Source organism: Nocardioides sp. NPDC054178 (assembly GCF_055585005.1).
Genome location: NZ_JBVJKY010000009.1, coordinates 54,901 through 69,492, shown reverse-complemented (window position 1 = coordinate 69,492; position 14,592 = coordinate 54,901). Strand labels below are relative to the sequence as shown.

15 protein-coding genes are annotated in these 14,592 nt (G+C 70.1%); 3 read left to right on the top strand and 12 right to left on the bottom strand.

Annotated elements, in window-relative coordinates; genetic code table 11:
* Window positions 1–3: 3 nt before the first annotated feature.
* From ACZ6WN_RS26115 to ACZ6WN_RS26075, 9 genes are all read right to left on the bottom strand, one after another.
* Window positions 4–1,698, bottom strand: a complete 1,695-nt coding sequence (locus ACZ6WN_RS26115) for an urease subunit alpha (protein WP_465868910.1) — start codon at window positions 1,696–1,698, stop codon at window positions 4–6.
* A complete protein-coding gene (ureB, locus tag ACZ6WN_RS26110) occupies window positions 1,698–2,033 on the bottom strand; it encodes an urease subunit beta (protein WP_465868908.1) in 336 nt (111 codons plus the stop codon). Before ureB ends, ACZ6WN_RS26115 begins: the two co-directional genes overlap by 1 nt.
* A 10-nt stretch (window positions 2,034–2,043) precedes the next feature.
* Window positions 2,044–2,346, bottom strand: a complete 303-nt coding sequence (locus ACZ6WN_RS26105; protein ID WP_465868906.1) for an urease subunit gamma — start codon at window positions 2,344–2,346, stop codon at window positions 2,044–2,046.
* Window positions 2,347–2,367: 21 nt separating this feature from the next.
* Entirely contained in the window at window positions 2,368–3,045 is a 678-nt protein-coding gene (locus ACZ6WN_RS26100) for an ATP-binding cassette domain-containing protein (RefSeq protein ID WP_465868904.1), read from the bottom strand.
* Window positions 3,045–3,779, bottom strand: coding sequence for an urea ABC transporter ATP-binding protein UrtD (gene urtD / locus ACZ6WN_RS26095; protein ID WP_465868903.1), 735 nt, complete (start codon window positions 3,777–3,779; stop codon window positions 3,045–3,047). Before urtD ends, ACZ6WN_RS26100 begins: the two co-directional genes overlap by 1 nt.
* Entirely contained in the window at window positions 3,776–4,885 is a 1,110-nt protein-coding gene (gene urtC / locus ACZ6WN_RS26090) for an urea ABC transporter permease subunit UrtC (RefSeq protein WP_465868901.1), read from the bottom strand. The genes urtD and urtC overlap by 4 nt, the downstream gene beginning before the upstream one ends.
* The gene (urtB, locus tag ACZ6WN_RS26085) at window positions 4,882–5,766 is read right to left on the bottom strand and encodes an urea ABC transporter permease subunit UrtB (RefSeq protein ID WP_465868900.1); all 885 of its coding nucleotides are present in this window, start codon (window positions 5,764–5,766) and stop codon (window positions 4,882–4,884) included. The genes urtC and urtB overlap by 4 nt, the downstream gene beginning before the upstream one ends.
* A 4-nt stretch (window positions 5,767–5,770) precedes the next feature.
* On the bottom strand, window positions 5,771–7,012 hold the full coding sequence (gene urtA, locus ACZ6WN_RS26080) for an urea ABC transporter substrate-binding protein (protein WP_465868899.1): 1,242 nt from the start codon (window positions 7,010–7,012) through the stop codon (window positions 5,771–5,773).
* 127 nt (window positions 7,013–7,139) lie between these two features.
* A complete protein-coding gene (locus ACZ6WN_RS26075) occupies window positions 7,140–7,538 on the bottom strand; it encodes a MarR family winged helix-turn-helix transcriptional regulator (protein WP_465868897.1) in 399 nt (132 codons plus the stop codon).
* 95 nt (window positions 7,539–7,633) lie between these two features.
* On the opposite strand from ACZ6WN_RS26075, the gene ACZ6WN_RS26070 reads away from it, so the two are divergent.
* Together ACZ6WN_RS26070 and ACZ6WN_RS26065 are read left to right on the top strand one after the other, a co-directional pair.
* Window positions 7,634–8,752, top strand: coding sequence for a substrate-binding domain-containing protein (locus tag ACZ6WN_RS26070; RefSeq protein WP_465868895.1), 1,119 nt, complete (start codon window positions 7,634–7,636; stop codon window positions 8,750–8,752).
* A 226-nt stretch (window positions 8,753–8,978) separates the two neighbouring features.
* Complete coding sequence (locus ACZ6WN_RS26065; RefSeq protein WP_465869272.1) at window positions 8,979–9,230, top strand: carboxymuconolactone decarboxylase family protein; 252 nt, start codon at window positions 8,979–8,981, stop codon at window positions 9,228–9,230.
* A 13-nt stretch (window positions 9,231–9,243) separates the two neighbouring features.
* Here the strand turns inward: ACZ6WN_RS26065 and ACZ6WN_RS26060 are convergent, their stop codons facing one another.
* Both ACZ6WN_RS26060 and ACZ6WN_RS26055 read right to left on the bottom strand, forming a co-directional pair.
* Entirely contained in the window at window positions 9,244–10,566 is a 1,323-nt protein-coding gene (locus tag ACZ6WN_RS26060) for an HNH endonuclease (protein WP_465868894.1), read from the bottom strand.
* A 756-nt stretch (window positions 10,567–11,322) separates the two neighbouring features.
* Window positions 11,323–11,853, bottom strand: a complete 531-nt coding sequence (locus ACZ6WN_RS26055; protein ID WP_465868892.1) for a GNAT family N-acetyltransferase — start codon at window positions 11,851–11,853, stop codon at window positions 11,323–11,325.
* Window positions 11,854–11,974: 121 nt separating this feature from the next.
* Here ACZ6WN_RS26055 and ACZ6WN_RS26050 point away from each other — a divergent pair, with 121 nt between their 5' ends.
* Window positions 11,975–12,664: a hypothetical protein gene (locus ACZ6WN_RS26050; protein ID WP_465868890.1), complete on the top strand. Its 690-nt coding sequence runs from the start codon at window positions 11,975–11,977 to the stop codon at window positions 12,662–12,664.
* 57 nt (window positions 12,665–12,721) lie between these two features.
* Here ACZ6WN_RS26050 and ACZ6WN_RS26045 read toward each other — a convergent pair whose 3' ends face one another.
* Window positions 12,722–14,497, bottom strand: coding sequence for an Asp23/Gls24 family envelope stress response protein (locus tag ACZ6WN_RS26045; RefSeq protein WP_465868889.1), 1,776 nt, complete (start codon window positions 14,495–14,497; stop codon window positions 12,722–12,724).
* Window positions 14,498–14,592: the final 95 nt, after the last annotated feature.

The window sequence follows — 14,592 nt, the reverse complement described above, 5'->3', positions numbered from 1 at the left end:
CGATCAGAACATCGAGTAGAGCTGGGTCAGCGGCAGCTCGGTCGCAGGGGCAGGCTCGATCAGCTCGCCGTCGACGTGGATGCGGAACGTCTCGGGCTCGACCCGGATGTCCGGGGTCGCGTCGTTGTTGACCATCTGCGCCTTCCCGATCTCCCGGGTCGGCTCGATGCCGACGAGGCGACGACGCAGACCGAGGCGATCGGCGAGTCCGGCGTCGAGCGCTGACGGGGCGACGAAGGAGACCGCGTGGTCCGCACCCGGCCCGACCAGCGCCGGTCGCATGAGCACCGGCTGCGGGGTCGGGATGGAGGCGTTCGGGTCGCCGAGGGCACCCCAGATCAGCGCGCCGCCCTTCATCACCACCTCGGGCCGGATCCCGAAGAACCGCGGGTCCCACAGGACCAGGTCGGCCATCTTGCCGGGCTCCACCGAGCCGACCTCGGCGGCGATCCCGTGGGCGATGGCGGGGTTGATCGTGTACTTCGCGACGTACCTCTTCGCTCTCACGTTGTCGGCCGGACCACCCAGCGGGCCGAGGCGGGCCTTCATCGCGTGGGCGACCTGCCAGGTCCGGCAGATGACCTCGCCGATGCGGCCCATCGCCTGGGCGTCGGAGGAGGTGATCGAGAGCGCGCCGAGGTCGTGCAGCACGTCCTCAGCGGCGATCGTGGTCGCCCGGATCCGGGACTCGGCGAAGGCCAGGTCCTCCGGCACCCGTGGGTTGAGGTGGTGGCAGACCATCAGCATGTCGAGGTGCTCGGCGACGGTGTTGACGGTGTGCGGCAGGGTCGGGTTGGTGGAGCCGGGGATGACGTGCGGCAGCGAGGCGACCGAGAGGATGTCGGGCGCGTGCCCTCCCCCGGCGCCCTCGGCGTGGAAGGCGTGGATCGAGCGGCCGGCGATCGCGGCGACCGTCGACTCCAGGTAGCCCGCCTCGTTGAGCGAGTCCGAGTGCAACGTGACCTGCAGACCGTGCTCGTCGGCCGCCCGCAGCGAGGCATCGATGGCGGCCGGGGTCGAGCCCCAGTCCTCGTGGACCTTGTACGCCGCGGCCCCGGCCAGCGCCTGCTCGGCCAGGCCGGCCGCGGAGACGGTGTTGCCCTTGCCCATCAGCAGCAGGTTGACCGGCAGATCGTCGAGGGCGCGGTGGACGGTCTGCAGATGCCATGGCCCACCGGTGACCGTCGTGGCCTTGGACCCCTCCGACGGCCCCGTACCACCACCCCCGATGGTGGTGGTCCCGGTCGAGATCGCCTCGACGATCTGGGACCGGGACAGCAGATGTACGTGGACGTCGATGGCCCCGGCGGTCAGGATCTTGCCCTCGCCGCTGACCACGTCGGTGCCCGGTCCGATGATCAGGTCGGGGTGGACGCCGTCGGCGATGTCGGGGTTGCCGGAGCGGCCCAGGGCGACGATCCTCCCGCCGCGGATCCCGACGTCGGCGCGGACGATGCCCCAGTGGTCGAGCACGAGCGCGTTGGTGATCACCGTGTCGAGCGCACCCTCGGACGACGGCACCGTGGACTGGTTCATCGACTCGCGGATCGACTTGCCGCCACCGAAGACCGACTCCTCGCCGCCGGCGGTCAGGTCGTCCTCGACCTCGATCCACAGGTCGGTGTCACCCAGGCGCACCTGGTCACCGGTCGTGGGGCCGTAGAGCGCGGCGTACTCGGTCCTGGTGATCTCCACCATCACCCCTCCTCGATCTGGCTGTGCTTGATCTGGATGCCGGGCACGACGCGGGCGCCCTTGAACGCCACGATCGCGACCTCCCGGGACGCACCCGGCTCGAACCGGCGCGAGGTGCCCGCGGGGATGTCGAGCCGGAACCCTTCGGCCGCCTCACGGTCGAAGGAGAGCGCCGAGTTCACCTCGGCGAGGTGGATGTGGGAGCCGATCTGGACCGGCCGGTCGCCGGTGTTGAGGACGACCAACGTACGCCGCTCCGACTCGCTCCGGTCGGTGTTGAGCCGGATGGTGCCGTCGGCGACACGTACGGCTCCGGGACCGCTGGACTGCACGGACATGCTGGCCTCCTCAGGCGATGGGCTGGTGGATGGTGACGAGCTTGCGACCGTCGGGGAAGGTGGCCTCGACCTGCACCTCGACGAGCATGTCGACCACGTCGGGCATGACCTGCTCGCGGGTCAGCACGGCACGTCCCCGCGTCATCAGGTCGGAGACCGAGGCCCCCTCGCGCGCCCGCTCGATCACCCAGGTGGAGAGCAGGGCGACCGACTCGGGATAGTTGAGGAGCACCCCGCGGGCGAGCCGGTCGCGAGCGACCATCCCGGCCACGGACAGGAGCAGCTTCTCGGTGTCGGACGGGGTCAGATGCATGTCGCCAACTCTCTCGACTCTCTAGACGGCCAGCTGGGATCGGACGTGATCGTGTGCCTCGGAGCCGCCGTCACCGCGTGCGGTGATCCGGCCGGACTCGAGGATGTAGTAGGCGGAGGCCGTACGCAGCGCGAACCCGACGTGCTGCTCGACCAGCAGCACCGTGAGGTCGCCGCGCCCGGTGAGCTCGGCGATCACCCGCTCGATCTCGGCGACCACGTTGGGCTGGATGCCCTCGGTCGGCTCGTCGAGGATCAGCAGCCGCGGCCTGGTCAGCAGCGTACGCGCGATCGAGAGCTGCTGGCGCTGACCGCCGGAGAGGAGCCCGGCGCGCCTGCCGAGCAGCTCCTTGAGCGCGGGGAAAAGGTCGAGCATCTCGCTGATCCCGGCCCGGTCGCCGACCAGCTGGAGGTTCTCCAGCGCGGTCATGTCGCCGAAGCTCTGCTGGCCCTGCGGGACGTAGCCCAGCCCTCGCCGGACACGCGCGCTCGGCCTCAGCGCGGTGACGTCCTCGCCGTCGAGCAGCACCCGGCCGCTCTTGGCCCGGACCAGCCCGACCGCCGCCTTGAGCAGGGTCGTCTTGCCCGCGCCGTTGTGTCCCATCAGCGCCACCGCGGCGCCGGTCGGGACCTCGAGGCTGACCTCGTGGAGCACCGTGGTCCGGCCGTAGCCGCCGGTGACCGACTCGATCCTCAGCATCAGGCGTCCTCTCCTAGATAGACCCGCTGCACCTCGGCGTCCTCTCTGATCTCGGCGGCCGTGCCCTCAGCGATCACCTTCCCCGCGTGCAGCACGGTCACGATGTCAGCGAAGCGTCGTACGAAGTCCATGTCGTGCTCGATGACCACGACGGTCCGCTCGGGGCTGATCCGGCGCAGCAGCTCGCCGGTCTCCTCCCGCTCCTCGGCCGACATCCCGGCGACGGGCTCGTCGAGCAGCATCACCGAGGAGTCCTGGACCAGCAGCATGCCGATCTCCAGCCACTGCTTCTGGCCGTGCGAGAGCACGCCCGCGGGCCGGTCCGCCAGCTCCGTGAGCCCCACGGTCTCCAGCACCTCGGCAACCTGCTCGGGTGTTCCCCGTCGCGGCAGCATCAGCCGCCACCGCGCCCGGTGCACGCCGGCGGCGATGTCGAGGTTCTGCAGCACGCTCAGCTCCTCGAAGACCGTGGCCGTCTGGAACGTACGTCCCACCCCGAGGCGGGTGATCCGGTGCGATGCCAGCGCGAGCAGATCGCGTGTGCGATACCGCGCCTCACCACTCCCCTTCGCCAGACCGGTCAGAGCGTCGACGAGCGTCGTCTTCCCGGCTCCGTTGGGGCCGATCAGGAAGTGCAGCCGACCCGGCTCGAGGCTCAGGGACACCCCGTCGATCGCGACGAACCCGTCGAACTCGACCCGCAGGTCGCTCACCTGCAACGTCTCCACGGTCATGCCGTCACCTCCTCCCGCACCCGGGTCTCTGCTTCGTCGGACGTCTTGGCCGCCGAGCGGCGCGAGAGGAGGCCCCTCACCAGCCCCAGCAGCTGCGCCAGCCCGCCCGGCAACAGCAGGATGACCAGCACGAACAGCGCCCCCTGGAAGTAGGACCAGGACCCGGGGAAGGCCTCCGAGAGCGAGGTCTCGGCGTAGCCGACCAGGAGCGCGCCGACGGCCGGGCCGAGCAGCGAGGCGCGACCGCCCAGCGCGACCCCGGCGAGCAGGCCGATGGAGGCGACCACGCCGACGTCGTCGGGCGAGACGATCCCGGCGATCGGCACGAAGAGCGCACCGCCGATCGATGCGAGGACGGCCGCGATGACGTACGCCGCGAGCTTGACGTTGGCCGGGTCGGTGCCGAGGAACCGGACCCGCTCCTCGCCGTCGCGGACGGCGACCAGCAGCTCACCGAAGCGGGTGCGGTAGAGCCAGGCCATCGCCAGGATCGAGACCAGCAGGATCCCGGCGGCGATGAAGTAGAGCATCCGCTTGTTGGCCGGGTCGAACAGGGCGTACCCGAAGAAGCCCTGGAAGTTGTTGAGCCCGTTGGCGCCGCCGGTGGTCTTGACCTGGCCGACGAGCAGGATCGCGAAGGCGGCCGCGAGCGCCTGGCTCAGGATGGCGAAGTACGCCCCCTTGATCCGCCGCTTGAACACCGCGAGCCCCAGCAGGCCCGCCACCAGTGCCGGCAGGACGAGGATGACGACGAGCGTGAGCCCGCCGTTGCGCAGCGGCTCCCACCAGCCCGGCACCGTGGCGTCACCGTAGAGCGCCATGAAGTCCGGCACCCCGCCGGGGCCGGCGTCGGCGAGCTTGAGGTGCATCGCCATCGCGTAGGCACCGATGCCGAAGTAGAGCCCCTGGCCGAGCACCAGCATCCCGCCGCGGCCCCAGGCCAGGCCGATGCCGACCGCCGCGATGGCGTAGCAGCAGTACTTCGCGAGCAGGCCGAGGCGGAAGTCGGACAGGACCGCCGGGGCGAGGACGAGCAGGGCGACCGCGAGCAGCAGCCAGCCGACGTACGGAGAGCTGTGCTTGATTCTCAGGGTCTTCATGCTCATGCCAGGCTCCTGGTCCGGACCGAGAGGATGCCCTGCGGGCGCAGCTGCAGGAACGCGACGATCGCGAGGAAGACGATCACCTGGGCGACCGAGCCGGTCAGGGCGTGGGCGAGGAAGGCCTGCAGCAGACCGATCCCGAGGGCGGCGACGATCGTGCCCTTGAGGTGCCCGATGCCGCCGACCACGACCACCAGGAACGCCTGCACGATGTAGGACGTGCCGAGGTTGGGGCCGGTCGACCCGAGCAGCGTGAGCGCCACCCCGGCCACACCGGCCAGGCCGGACCCGATGAAGAAGGTGGCCCGGTCGGTGCGGCGGGTCGAGATGCCGATGGTCTCGGCGAGGTCGCGGTTGCCGACGGTCGCCCGGATCTGCCGCCCGAGGGCGGTGAACCGGAGCACCATCAGCAGCGCCGCCACGCAGGCTCCTGCCAGGACGATGATGAAGAGCCTGGTCAGCGGGAAGTCGTAGCCCAGGATCGGGATCGACCCGTCCAGCCAGCCGGGCGCGGGCACCTCCTTGGCCGGAGCCCCGAAGATGTCGCGCGCGACCTGCTGCAGGACGAGACCGACACCGTAGGTGACCAGCAGCGTGTCCAGCGGCCGGGCGTACATCCACCGCAGGACGCTCGCCTCGAGCGCCAGCCCGAGGAGCCCGCCGACCACGAACCCCGCGGGGAGCGCGATCAGCAGGCTCAGCTCGGTGCTGGCGACGATGGTCGAGACGACGTAGGCGGTGTACGCGCCGGCCATGATGAACTCGCCGTGGGCCATGTTGATCACGCCCATCTGACCGAAGGTCAGGGTGAGCCCGAGGGCGATGAGGAGCAGGACCGCACCGGCGGAGACGCCGGTGAAGACCTGGGCGAGCAGCGTGTCCAACGGGCTAGTTCTTCCACCAGTCGTAGGACTTCAGGTAGGGGTCCGGCTCGATCGGCTCGTCGCTGGACCAGACGGTGTCGATGAGACCCGCGGAGTTCACCTGGCCGATCAGTGCGGTCTTGGCGATGTGGTGGTTCTCGCCGTCGACCTCCACGGTGCCCTCAGGGGCGTCGTAGGTGACACCGTCGGAGGCGTCGATGACGTCCTCGACGGCGAACGAGTCGGCCTTCTCGACCATGCCCTTCCACAGGTGGAGCGAGGTGTAGGCCGCCTCCATCGGGTCGGAGGTGACCGCCTTGGCGCCGTTGGCCGCCTTGAAATCGGTCACGAACTTCTGGTTGGCCGGGCTGTCGATGGTCTGGTAGTAGTTCCAGGCCGTGTACTGCCCCTCGAGGTTGCCCACGCCGACGCCCGGGACCTCCTCCTCGGCGATCGAGACCGAAAGCACCGGCATCGCCGAGGCGGTCAGGCCCTTGCCCTTGTACTCCTTGAAGAAGGCCACGTTGGAGTCGCCGTTGAGGGTGTTGAAGACCGCGTCCGCACCGGCGGCCTTGACCTTGTCGACGACCGTGCCGAAGTCGGTCGAGCCCAGGGGCTGGTACTCCTCACCGAGCACCTCGATGCCGTTGGCGGCGGCGTACTGCTTGATGATCTTGTTGGCCGTGCGCGGGAAGACGTAGTCGGAGCCGACCAGGAAGATCGACTCGATCTTCTTCTCCTGCTTGAGGAAGTCCAGGGCGGGGATGATCTGTTGGTTGGTGGTCGCGCCGGTGTAGAAGATGTTGTGCGAGGACTCCAGGCCCTCGTACTGCACCGGGTAGAAGAGCAGCGCGTCGTTGCCCTCGAAGACCGGCAGCATCGCCTTGCGCGAGCTGGAGGTCCAGCCGCCGAAGACGGCCGCGACGCAGTCGTCCTGGATCAGCTTGGTCGCCTTCTCGGCGAAGACGGTCGGCTCGGACTGGCCGTCCTCGCTGACGATCTCGAGCTTCTTGCCGAGGACGCCGCCGTCGGCGTTGATCTCCTCGGCCGCCATGGACAGGGACTTGAAGACGGTCGTCTCGCTGATCGCCATCGTGCCGGACAGGGAGTTGAGGAAGCCGATCTTGACGGTGTCACCGCTGGTGTCGACGCAGCTCTCGCTGGTCGCGGTGTCACCGGTCTTGGCGCCGCCACAGGCGGTCGCGGTCATGCCCAGGGCGAGCACCGAGCCGGCCGCGAGGATGCGGCTCGAGAAGTTCGTACGCACGGGATGGGGGTCCTTCCATCGGACAATTGCTCTCGAATGGAAGGAATCTAGGGACGGGTTGTTTCGCCCGTGTGTCAGGCCCGGGGAGGGTTTGTTTCCAGATGGAAACGCCGGACGTCGACAGGGCTCAGGGGAGCGAGTCGAGGGCCGCCCGAAGGTCGTGGACGACCCGGGCGACGGCCTCGGTCCGCTGCCGGGCGCGGAGCTCCCGGGCGACCGAGCTGCCGACCGGCGAGAGGGCGACCACGGCGCGGCGCTTGTCCTCGGCGTGGACCTTCCGCAGCACCAGCCCGCGCTCGGCGAGCCGGTCGACGTGACGGGTCAGGGTGCCGGCCGGGAGGGCGGCGCCGTCGGCGAGCCGCGTCATCGTCTGGCCGGGCTCGTCGAGCAGCACGCTGAGGATGCGCCACTGCTCCGCAGTGAGGTCGAAGTCGGCGTACGCCTCCGCGAGAGCACGCTCGATCCGGCGCTGCGCCCGGGCGAGCAGCACGGCCAGATCCGTGTCCACCGTCTCGGCAACCTTCATGAGTCCTCCCCACGATCGCTGTCTGCCGTACCCTAACCACCCAACGGCTCAATGGTGAGTCATCAGGACAACATTCCGTCCGGGAGCAGGTGTCGATGACCCCACCGTCGTACACGCCGTCCTCCCATGCCCTGCTGGGCCTCGCGCCCCGTCCTCCGGGCGCCCTCTCGATCGCGTTCGTGGTGCCGATGCAGGGACCGACCGGCATCTACGGTCCCGGCTGCCTGGCCTGCGGCGAGCTCGCCGCCGAGGACCTGAACAGCGGCGGCGGGATCGCGGGGAGCCCGGTCGAGCTCGTCGCGGTCGACGCCGGGCGTTCCCCTGACGAGGTGGCCGCCGAGGTCGCGCGGCTCGTCGAGCTCGGCCGGGTCGACGCCATCGCCGGCTGGCACATCTCGGCCGTACGTCAGGCGATCACCGCCCGCGTCGGCGGCCGGGCGCTGTACGCCTTCGCCGCCATGCACGAGGGCGGGGACGACACTCCCGGGGTCTTCATGATCGGGGAGCGCCCGGTCAACCAGCTGCTCCCCGCCACTGCCTGGATGCGGGCCAACCACGGCATCTCCCGCTGGGCGGTGGTCGGCAACGACTACGTCTTCCCGCGCGTCACCGGCTCGACGGCCCGGGCCGCGCTGCACGGGTCGCCCTCGGAGGTCGTGAGCGAGACGTACGTCCCGCTGGGGACCCGCGACTTCGCCGGCGTGCTGCGCGGCCTGGAGGGTGGCGGGCAGGACGGGGTGATCATGCTGCTGATGGGGCAGGACGCGGTGCACTTCAACCGCCAGTTCGCCGCCGCCGGGCTGAGCTCGTCGCTGACCCGGCTGAGCCCTGCCGTCGAGGAGAACACTCTGCTCGCCGGCGGCGTCGGCGCCAACGCGAACGTCTTCGCGGCCGCTGCCTACTTCGACGGCCTCACGACCCCCGAGTCGGCGGGCCTGGCCGAGCGCTACTACCGCCGCTTCGGCGAGTACGCCCCCTCCCTCAACGCCGTGGGCGAGTCCTGCTACGAGTCGCTGATGTTCCTGCGTCAGATCGGCGACGCCTGCGGCGGGCTCGAGGTCGAGCCGGCGCTGCGTCTCACCGACCACCACACCTACTCCAGCCCCCGCGGCCTGATGCGCATGCAGGGCAACCTCGTGGACCAGGACGTCTACATCGCCGCCGCCGACGGCCTCCGCTTCGAGATCCAGGAGCAGATCGCGTACGCCTCCTAGTGTCCGCGTCGCTCCGTTGACTTCGAGTGCACTCCAACTCCTAGCGTGCGCGGCATGACCTTCGAGAACCCCACCCAGGACCCCATCTCCCGCTCCGCGCGCCACGACCACGGCCGCGAGATCCTCGACGCGATCGACGGCGAGGCCGGAGCCCGAGTCATCGACGCGCTCGCCGACATCGCCCCCGAGCTGGGTCACCAGGTCGTCGCCTGGGGCCTTCGGCGACATCTACGCACGCCCCGGCCTGGAGCCGCGGGACCGCCAGCTCGTCACCCTCGGCATGCTCACCGCCCTCGGCGGCTGCGAGCCCCAGCTCGAGGTCCACATCAACGCCGCCCTCAACGTCGGCCTGACCCCCGAACAGATCATCGAGGCCTTCCTCCACTCCGCGGTCTACTGCGGCTTCCCGCGCGCCCTGAACGCCACCTTCACCGCCAAGAAGGTGTTCGCCGAACGCGACCTCCTCCCCCTCGCCTGACCGCAGCATTGGGTCACGCGGCGAGGCTGCGGTCGAGCAGCACCTTGCGCAGCCGGATCTCGGCTGGCGACAGGGTTGGTGGGTCCGGTGCCCTGGTGTCGGGCGGTGGATCTTGTCGCCAGGTGTCGGGTGGTGGGCTGGTGTAGCTGTGCCCGGTGGGTGTGGTGGTGATGATGCTGCCGTCGGGTCCGGGTCGGGCCCGCCAGCCGAGGGCCTCTTTCGCCTGATTGCATCTTTCGCAGAGGCCTTGCAGGTTTGCGGCGCTGGTTTCGCCGCCGTCGGTGTGGCGTTCGATGTGGTCGATGTTTCGGATCGGGGCATCGCAGCCATTGGTGCGGCAGATCCCGCCATCACGCGTCGCGATGAACTCCGCGAGCCCGTCGGGGGCCTTCCTGGAGCGGGACTCCATCGCCACCAGTTGCCCGGTCGGGTCGGTGAACAGGCGCCGGACGAAGACCTCGGCATCAGCGAGCGCTTCACGAGCCCACACAGCAGGGACGGGTCCGCAGCCCTCGACCATGGCGGGCTGATCAGCATCATGGGCGAAGGCCTCGGCGCTCATCACGATCTTGACCTCGATCCGAGGCTTCACACCGCCGCTCTCGCCGCCGGTGACCCGGTCGACAAGGGTGTCGGCCATGACCTGGCCTCGGGTCCGCCCGTCACCGGCAGCACGGGCCGCGTTGGCAGCCTGATCGAGCGCGGCGAAGACCGCGACGCCGTCCTTGACGGGGAGCAGGGCGCCGAGCCAGGTCATCGTGTCCGGGGCCGGCCGCAGGCTGACGCGGCGGTCCTTGGTCGCGTTCGCGGCGCGGGCAACGACGGCGGCTTGGTCGAGGGTGATGGCCAGCTTCTTGGCGGCGTCCTCAAGCTGTCGCAGCCCCATCGACACCGCCCGGGCCGGCTCTCCGGCAGGGCCGGTGGAGCAGAGCTGCTCGTCGATGGCGCGGCGGTCATCGAGGGAGAGGCAGGCGGTCTCGCGGGCCAGGATGGTGGCCTGCCATTGGGAGAACTGCCCCGCCTTCATCAGCGCGAAGGTGTGCGGCATCTCAGCGACCAGGATCTTGGCCAGCCCGAGCAGCTTCGCGCCCTTCTCCGGGGAGACCCGGCGCGCCAAAGCGACCTGGGAGGCCACCCCCTCGCCCAGCTTCCGGGCAGGTACCCCAGCCTCTAACTGGCGCGCATGGACCGCTTCCTCGAGACGTACCGCCGCTTCTGCCTGGACGGCCTCAGCGGCGCACTTAACCTCTTCGAGACGGCTGATCCAGTCGACCAGCTCCCCCTCGGACGCACCCGAAGGTGGCCCAGCGAGGAGTCGATCGACGGTCTCGTTCATACGCCTTATTATATGCGATCGAGCACCATCAAGCGGCCCATTTAGGCTGATCAGAACCACGTTACGCAGTAAGCGAACAAGCCACGTGAACCCGCACCACACCCCTCGCCGCCGCCCCGATACAGGCGAAATCTTTTCTCGATCGGGTGCCGAGTCCAGGATGGCCGCAGGCCACCGGCGAAGCCGGCGGGCGAAGCCCGTCCTTGACGCGGCGCGCGATCGAGAAACACTCAAGGAACGGGTCGGCGGCGAACCCAGAAACGAAAGAACAGTCGCCAACCGAGGTCTCCCGAGGTCTCCCTAAGAAGACTCCTACCCTCCACCAACCCGAAGAGCATCGTCGATCTCGCCCAGCTTCGCCGCAGACAGAACGCCGGCCCGCTCGATCAGATCCTCCCGCGAGAGAGTGGTCAGCCACGTACACGGAGTGAACCCCGGCCGCGGAAGCGCAACCCGAAGGACCCCTTCACAAGGCAGCCCATCCGAGGCCCCCACCCCCACTTCGACACCCAGCCCGGTGATGTCGACCCCCGCCGGAGCGACGACCTGCATCACCTGGATCCCGGACGGGCCCTCATCCGACAACAGCACAACCAGCCGCCGCTCGTCGAACTCCACCCACCAGACTTCGCCACGCTGCACATGTACTCCTGAATCAGGGCGACAGGCCGGCGCCCGCGTGAGGACAGACGATCGTGCGCTCGCCGCAGGTCACAGCGTAGGCCGCTGGTGGTCGGACGAGGCCGGGCGACTCGATCAGCGAGCAGGTTCCCCGACACCCACCGAGAACGCGATCCACGTGTCGACCGCTCCGCCGGCCCCCACGGTCTCGGACCACGACGGATCACCGTCCGCGGTGACCCGCTCCCAGAACCGCGCGGCCGCACGATTCTGGTCCTGGTAGGCGACCGCCCACTCCCCCGGCGCATCGGCGACGACCGCCCGGGCGAACTGGAGCCCGAGCCCGGCCCGGCGAGCGCCGGCGACGACGAAGAAGCTGTTCAGGATGCGTACGGACTCATCGGCGGCTCGGACCAGGGCGAACCCGATCGGATGGGTTCCGGCGGTCAGGATCCAGGCGCGCCAGCCGGGGTCGGAGCGGAGGGCCGCGTCGAGTCGCTCGGAGCGGAAAGTGCCGTCGGCGAACGGAAGGGTGGAGCTGAAACGCGACATGTCGTGGCGGAACAGCAACCAGAGGTGGCGGAGGACGAGATGGTCCTCGGTCCGGGCGAGGCGGGCGATGACCGGGGCCGGGATGTCGTCGAGGTCGGTGTGAAGTGTCGTCATACGCGAAAGCCTCGGGGCGCGGCGCGCTCCGAGGCTTTCCGTCATTCTCTCATGTCGGGCGGCGCGCGGTCCCGGGAAATGGACGGCGGCGGAACGACCCGGGTCACTAGAGTCCTCGGCGATGACCACGGAGACCGGTTCGGACGACAGCAGCCTGGCGCTCATCGGTCCGGACGCCGACCACGAGGATGCGGAAGCCGCACTGCTCGACGCCGGATGGGTGCGCTGCGGAGCGGGCGACTGGGCCATCGCCCTGAGCTCGCCGGCCGGACGTGCGGCAGCCCGGATCAGTCCTTTCGATCCGGCAGGGCCGTACAACACCGCGTTCTACCGCGAGGCGGCTGCTACCGGCCAGGTGCCGGCGCTGTTCGGCCATCGCCGGCTCACGGGCGGTGGGGACCTGCAGATCCTGGAGCTGCTCGAGCGCGTTCCCGAGGACGAGGCGAGGGCGTTCGCGCGGACGATCCAGGAGTCCGGTAGCGGAGTCCTCGAGGTGGCGCTCCGGATCCACGAGCGGCTGAGGCGGGAGCAGCCGTGGCCAGGACCCCTCGACCTCAACCCGACCAACGTGATGCGTACGTCCGACGGCCGGCTCGTGATGATGGACGTGTTCGCCCTCGACGGGCCGCGGCTGTACGGAACGGCAGCGACGGATCCTGATCTCGTGGCTGCGCGGATCCCGGCGAGCGAGCGGCGGTTCATCGCCGAGATCCCGCTCGCCACGACGGGCGGGCGGCAGGACGCGCAGATGCGCGCGATCGGCTCGGCCCTCGACAGGGCCGATGCCCGCAGGCACGCTCAGCAGCCATGACGTACGGCGCCTCGGCCCGGATGATCGCTCACCCGGGCCGAGGCGCCGTCGGCCGGGTCAGGCGATGTGGAAGTCGCTCACGTTGACGTCGACGGCTTCGACGTCGATGTCGAAGTAGTCCTCGACCGCCTCGATCACCTGGGTGCGGATGGTGACGGCGTTGGCCTTGACCGGGGTGCCGTACGCGATCACGTAGGACACCGTGATGTTGGCGACGTCGCCGGCGATGTCGACCACGGTGCCCTCGTCGTCGATGGCGTGTACGCCGTCGACCTTGGCCACGATGTGGTGGACCAGGCGCTCGACGAGGCCCTCGCTCACCGTCGACCTGCCGCGCTCCTCGCGAGCGGCGCGAGCGGCGCGCAGGACACCGGTCAGGGTCGAGTCGGCGGTCGGCTCCGGCTCGAGGACCGGCTCCGGCGCGAAGCCGGGGGCCGGGGTCTCGGACACGATCTCCTCGACCGCGGCGGGCTCCTCGACCGGCTCGGTCACTGCCTCGTCGACGAGCGTCTCGGTCTCCTCGGCCTCGGTCTCGGCCTCGGTCTCCGTGGGCGTCTCCTCGACGACGTCGGCCGGCTCGACGGCCGCCTCGGCCTCCTCGACAGGCTCCTCGACAGGCTCGTCAACAGCCTCGTCGGTCACCTCGGTCACCTGGGTCTCCTCGGCGTCGACCTCCAGCTCGCCCGCCTCGTCGGTCTCGGGAACCAGGACGACGTCCTCGGTCTCCACCGGCGCCTCCTCGGCGGCGACCTCCTCGACAGCGGCCTCCTCGGTCGCACCCTCCTCGACCTGCGTCTCGCTCTCGACCGGCTCGTCCACCTCGACGACCTCGTCGACCTGCGCCGCGTCGCCCTCCAGCGACTCGGCGGGCTCGTCCTCTGCCTCGGCCTCGACCTCGGCGACCGCCTCCGCAGTCTCCTCGACGTCCGACTCGACCGATTCGCTCGCGTCGGCCGGCTCGAAGGACTCCACGACCTCGGGCTCCTCGTCGGCGTCCGCGGTCACCACGGCGTCCTCGACCTCGGTCGGCTCCTCGACAGCGGCCTCCTCGACGACCGCCTCACCCTCCGGCTCGACGACGGTCTCCTCGGCCTCGACCTCGGTGGACTCGATCGCGTCGGCGGGCACGAAGGTGTCCTCGGCGTCGACCTCGGGCTCGACCACCGAGTCGGTCTCGGTGGCCTCGACGACGTCCTCGGTGACCTCCGGGACGACGACCTCGTCCGTAACGTCCGAGGCGTCCGTCGCCTCGGCGTCGGTGGCCTCGACAACCGCCTCGGTCTCCACCGGAGCCTCATCGACCGGCGTCTCCTCGACCGCAGGCTCCTCGACAGCGACCTCCGCGACCTCCGCGACCTCCTCGGTGGTCTCGGCGACGGGGGCTTCGGCGTCGACACCCTCGAGCGGCGCCTCGTCATCAGCCTCGACGGCCTCGGTCTCGGCGACCTCACCCACGACGTCGCTGCCCACCTCGACCTCCTCGACGGCGAGCTCGGCCACCTCGGCGGCCGGGGTCTCCTCGGTGTCGGTGACGACGTGCTCCGGGTCGGAGAGCGGGTCGAGGGCAGGGGCCTCGGCGATGGGCTCGACGAGGTTCTCGACAACCGGCTCGGCAAGCGGGTCAGCGACCGGCTCGGCAACCGGCTCGACGACCGGCTCGACGAGCGGCTCGGCCACCGCCGGGGCGGGGGGCTCGGTGACGTACGCGCTGGCCTCGGGGGTGGCCAGGCTCTCGCCGTAGCCGGGGGCGGAGACGTCGATCGACTCCCCCTCCCCGGCCTTCGGCTGCTCGTTCTTGTGGCGGCTGAAGATGCCGCTGATGAAGTCGGACATGGCGTCGCATTCCTTCGAGTGGAGGGAGGGTTGTGGTCGAGCGCTCACAGCTGGGCGTGATGCTAGGGCCGGCACGCGGTGAGTCGGGTCACGTG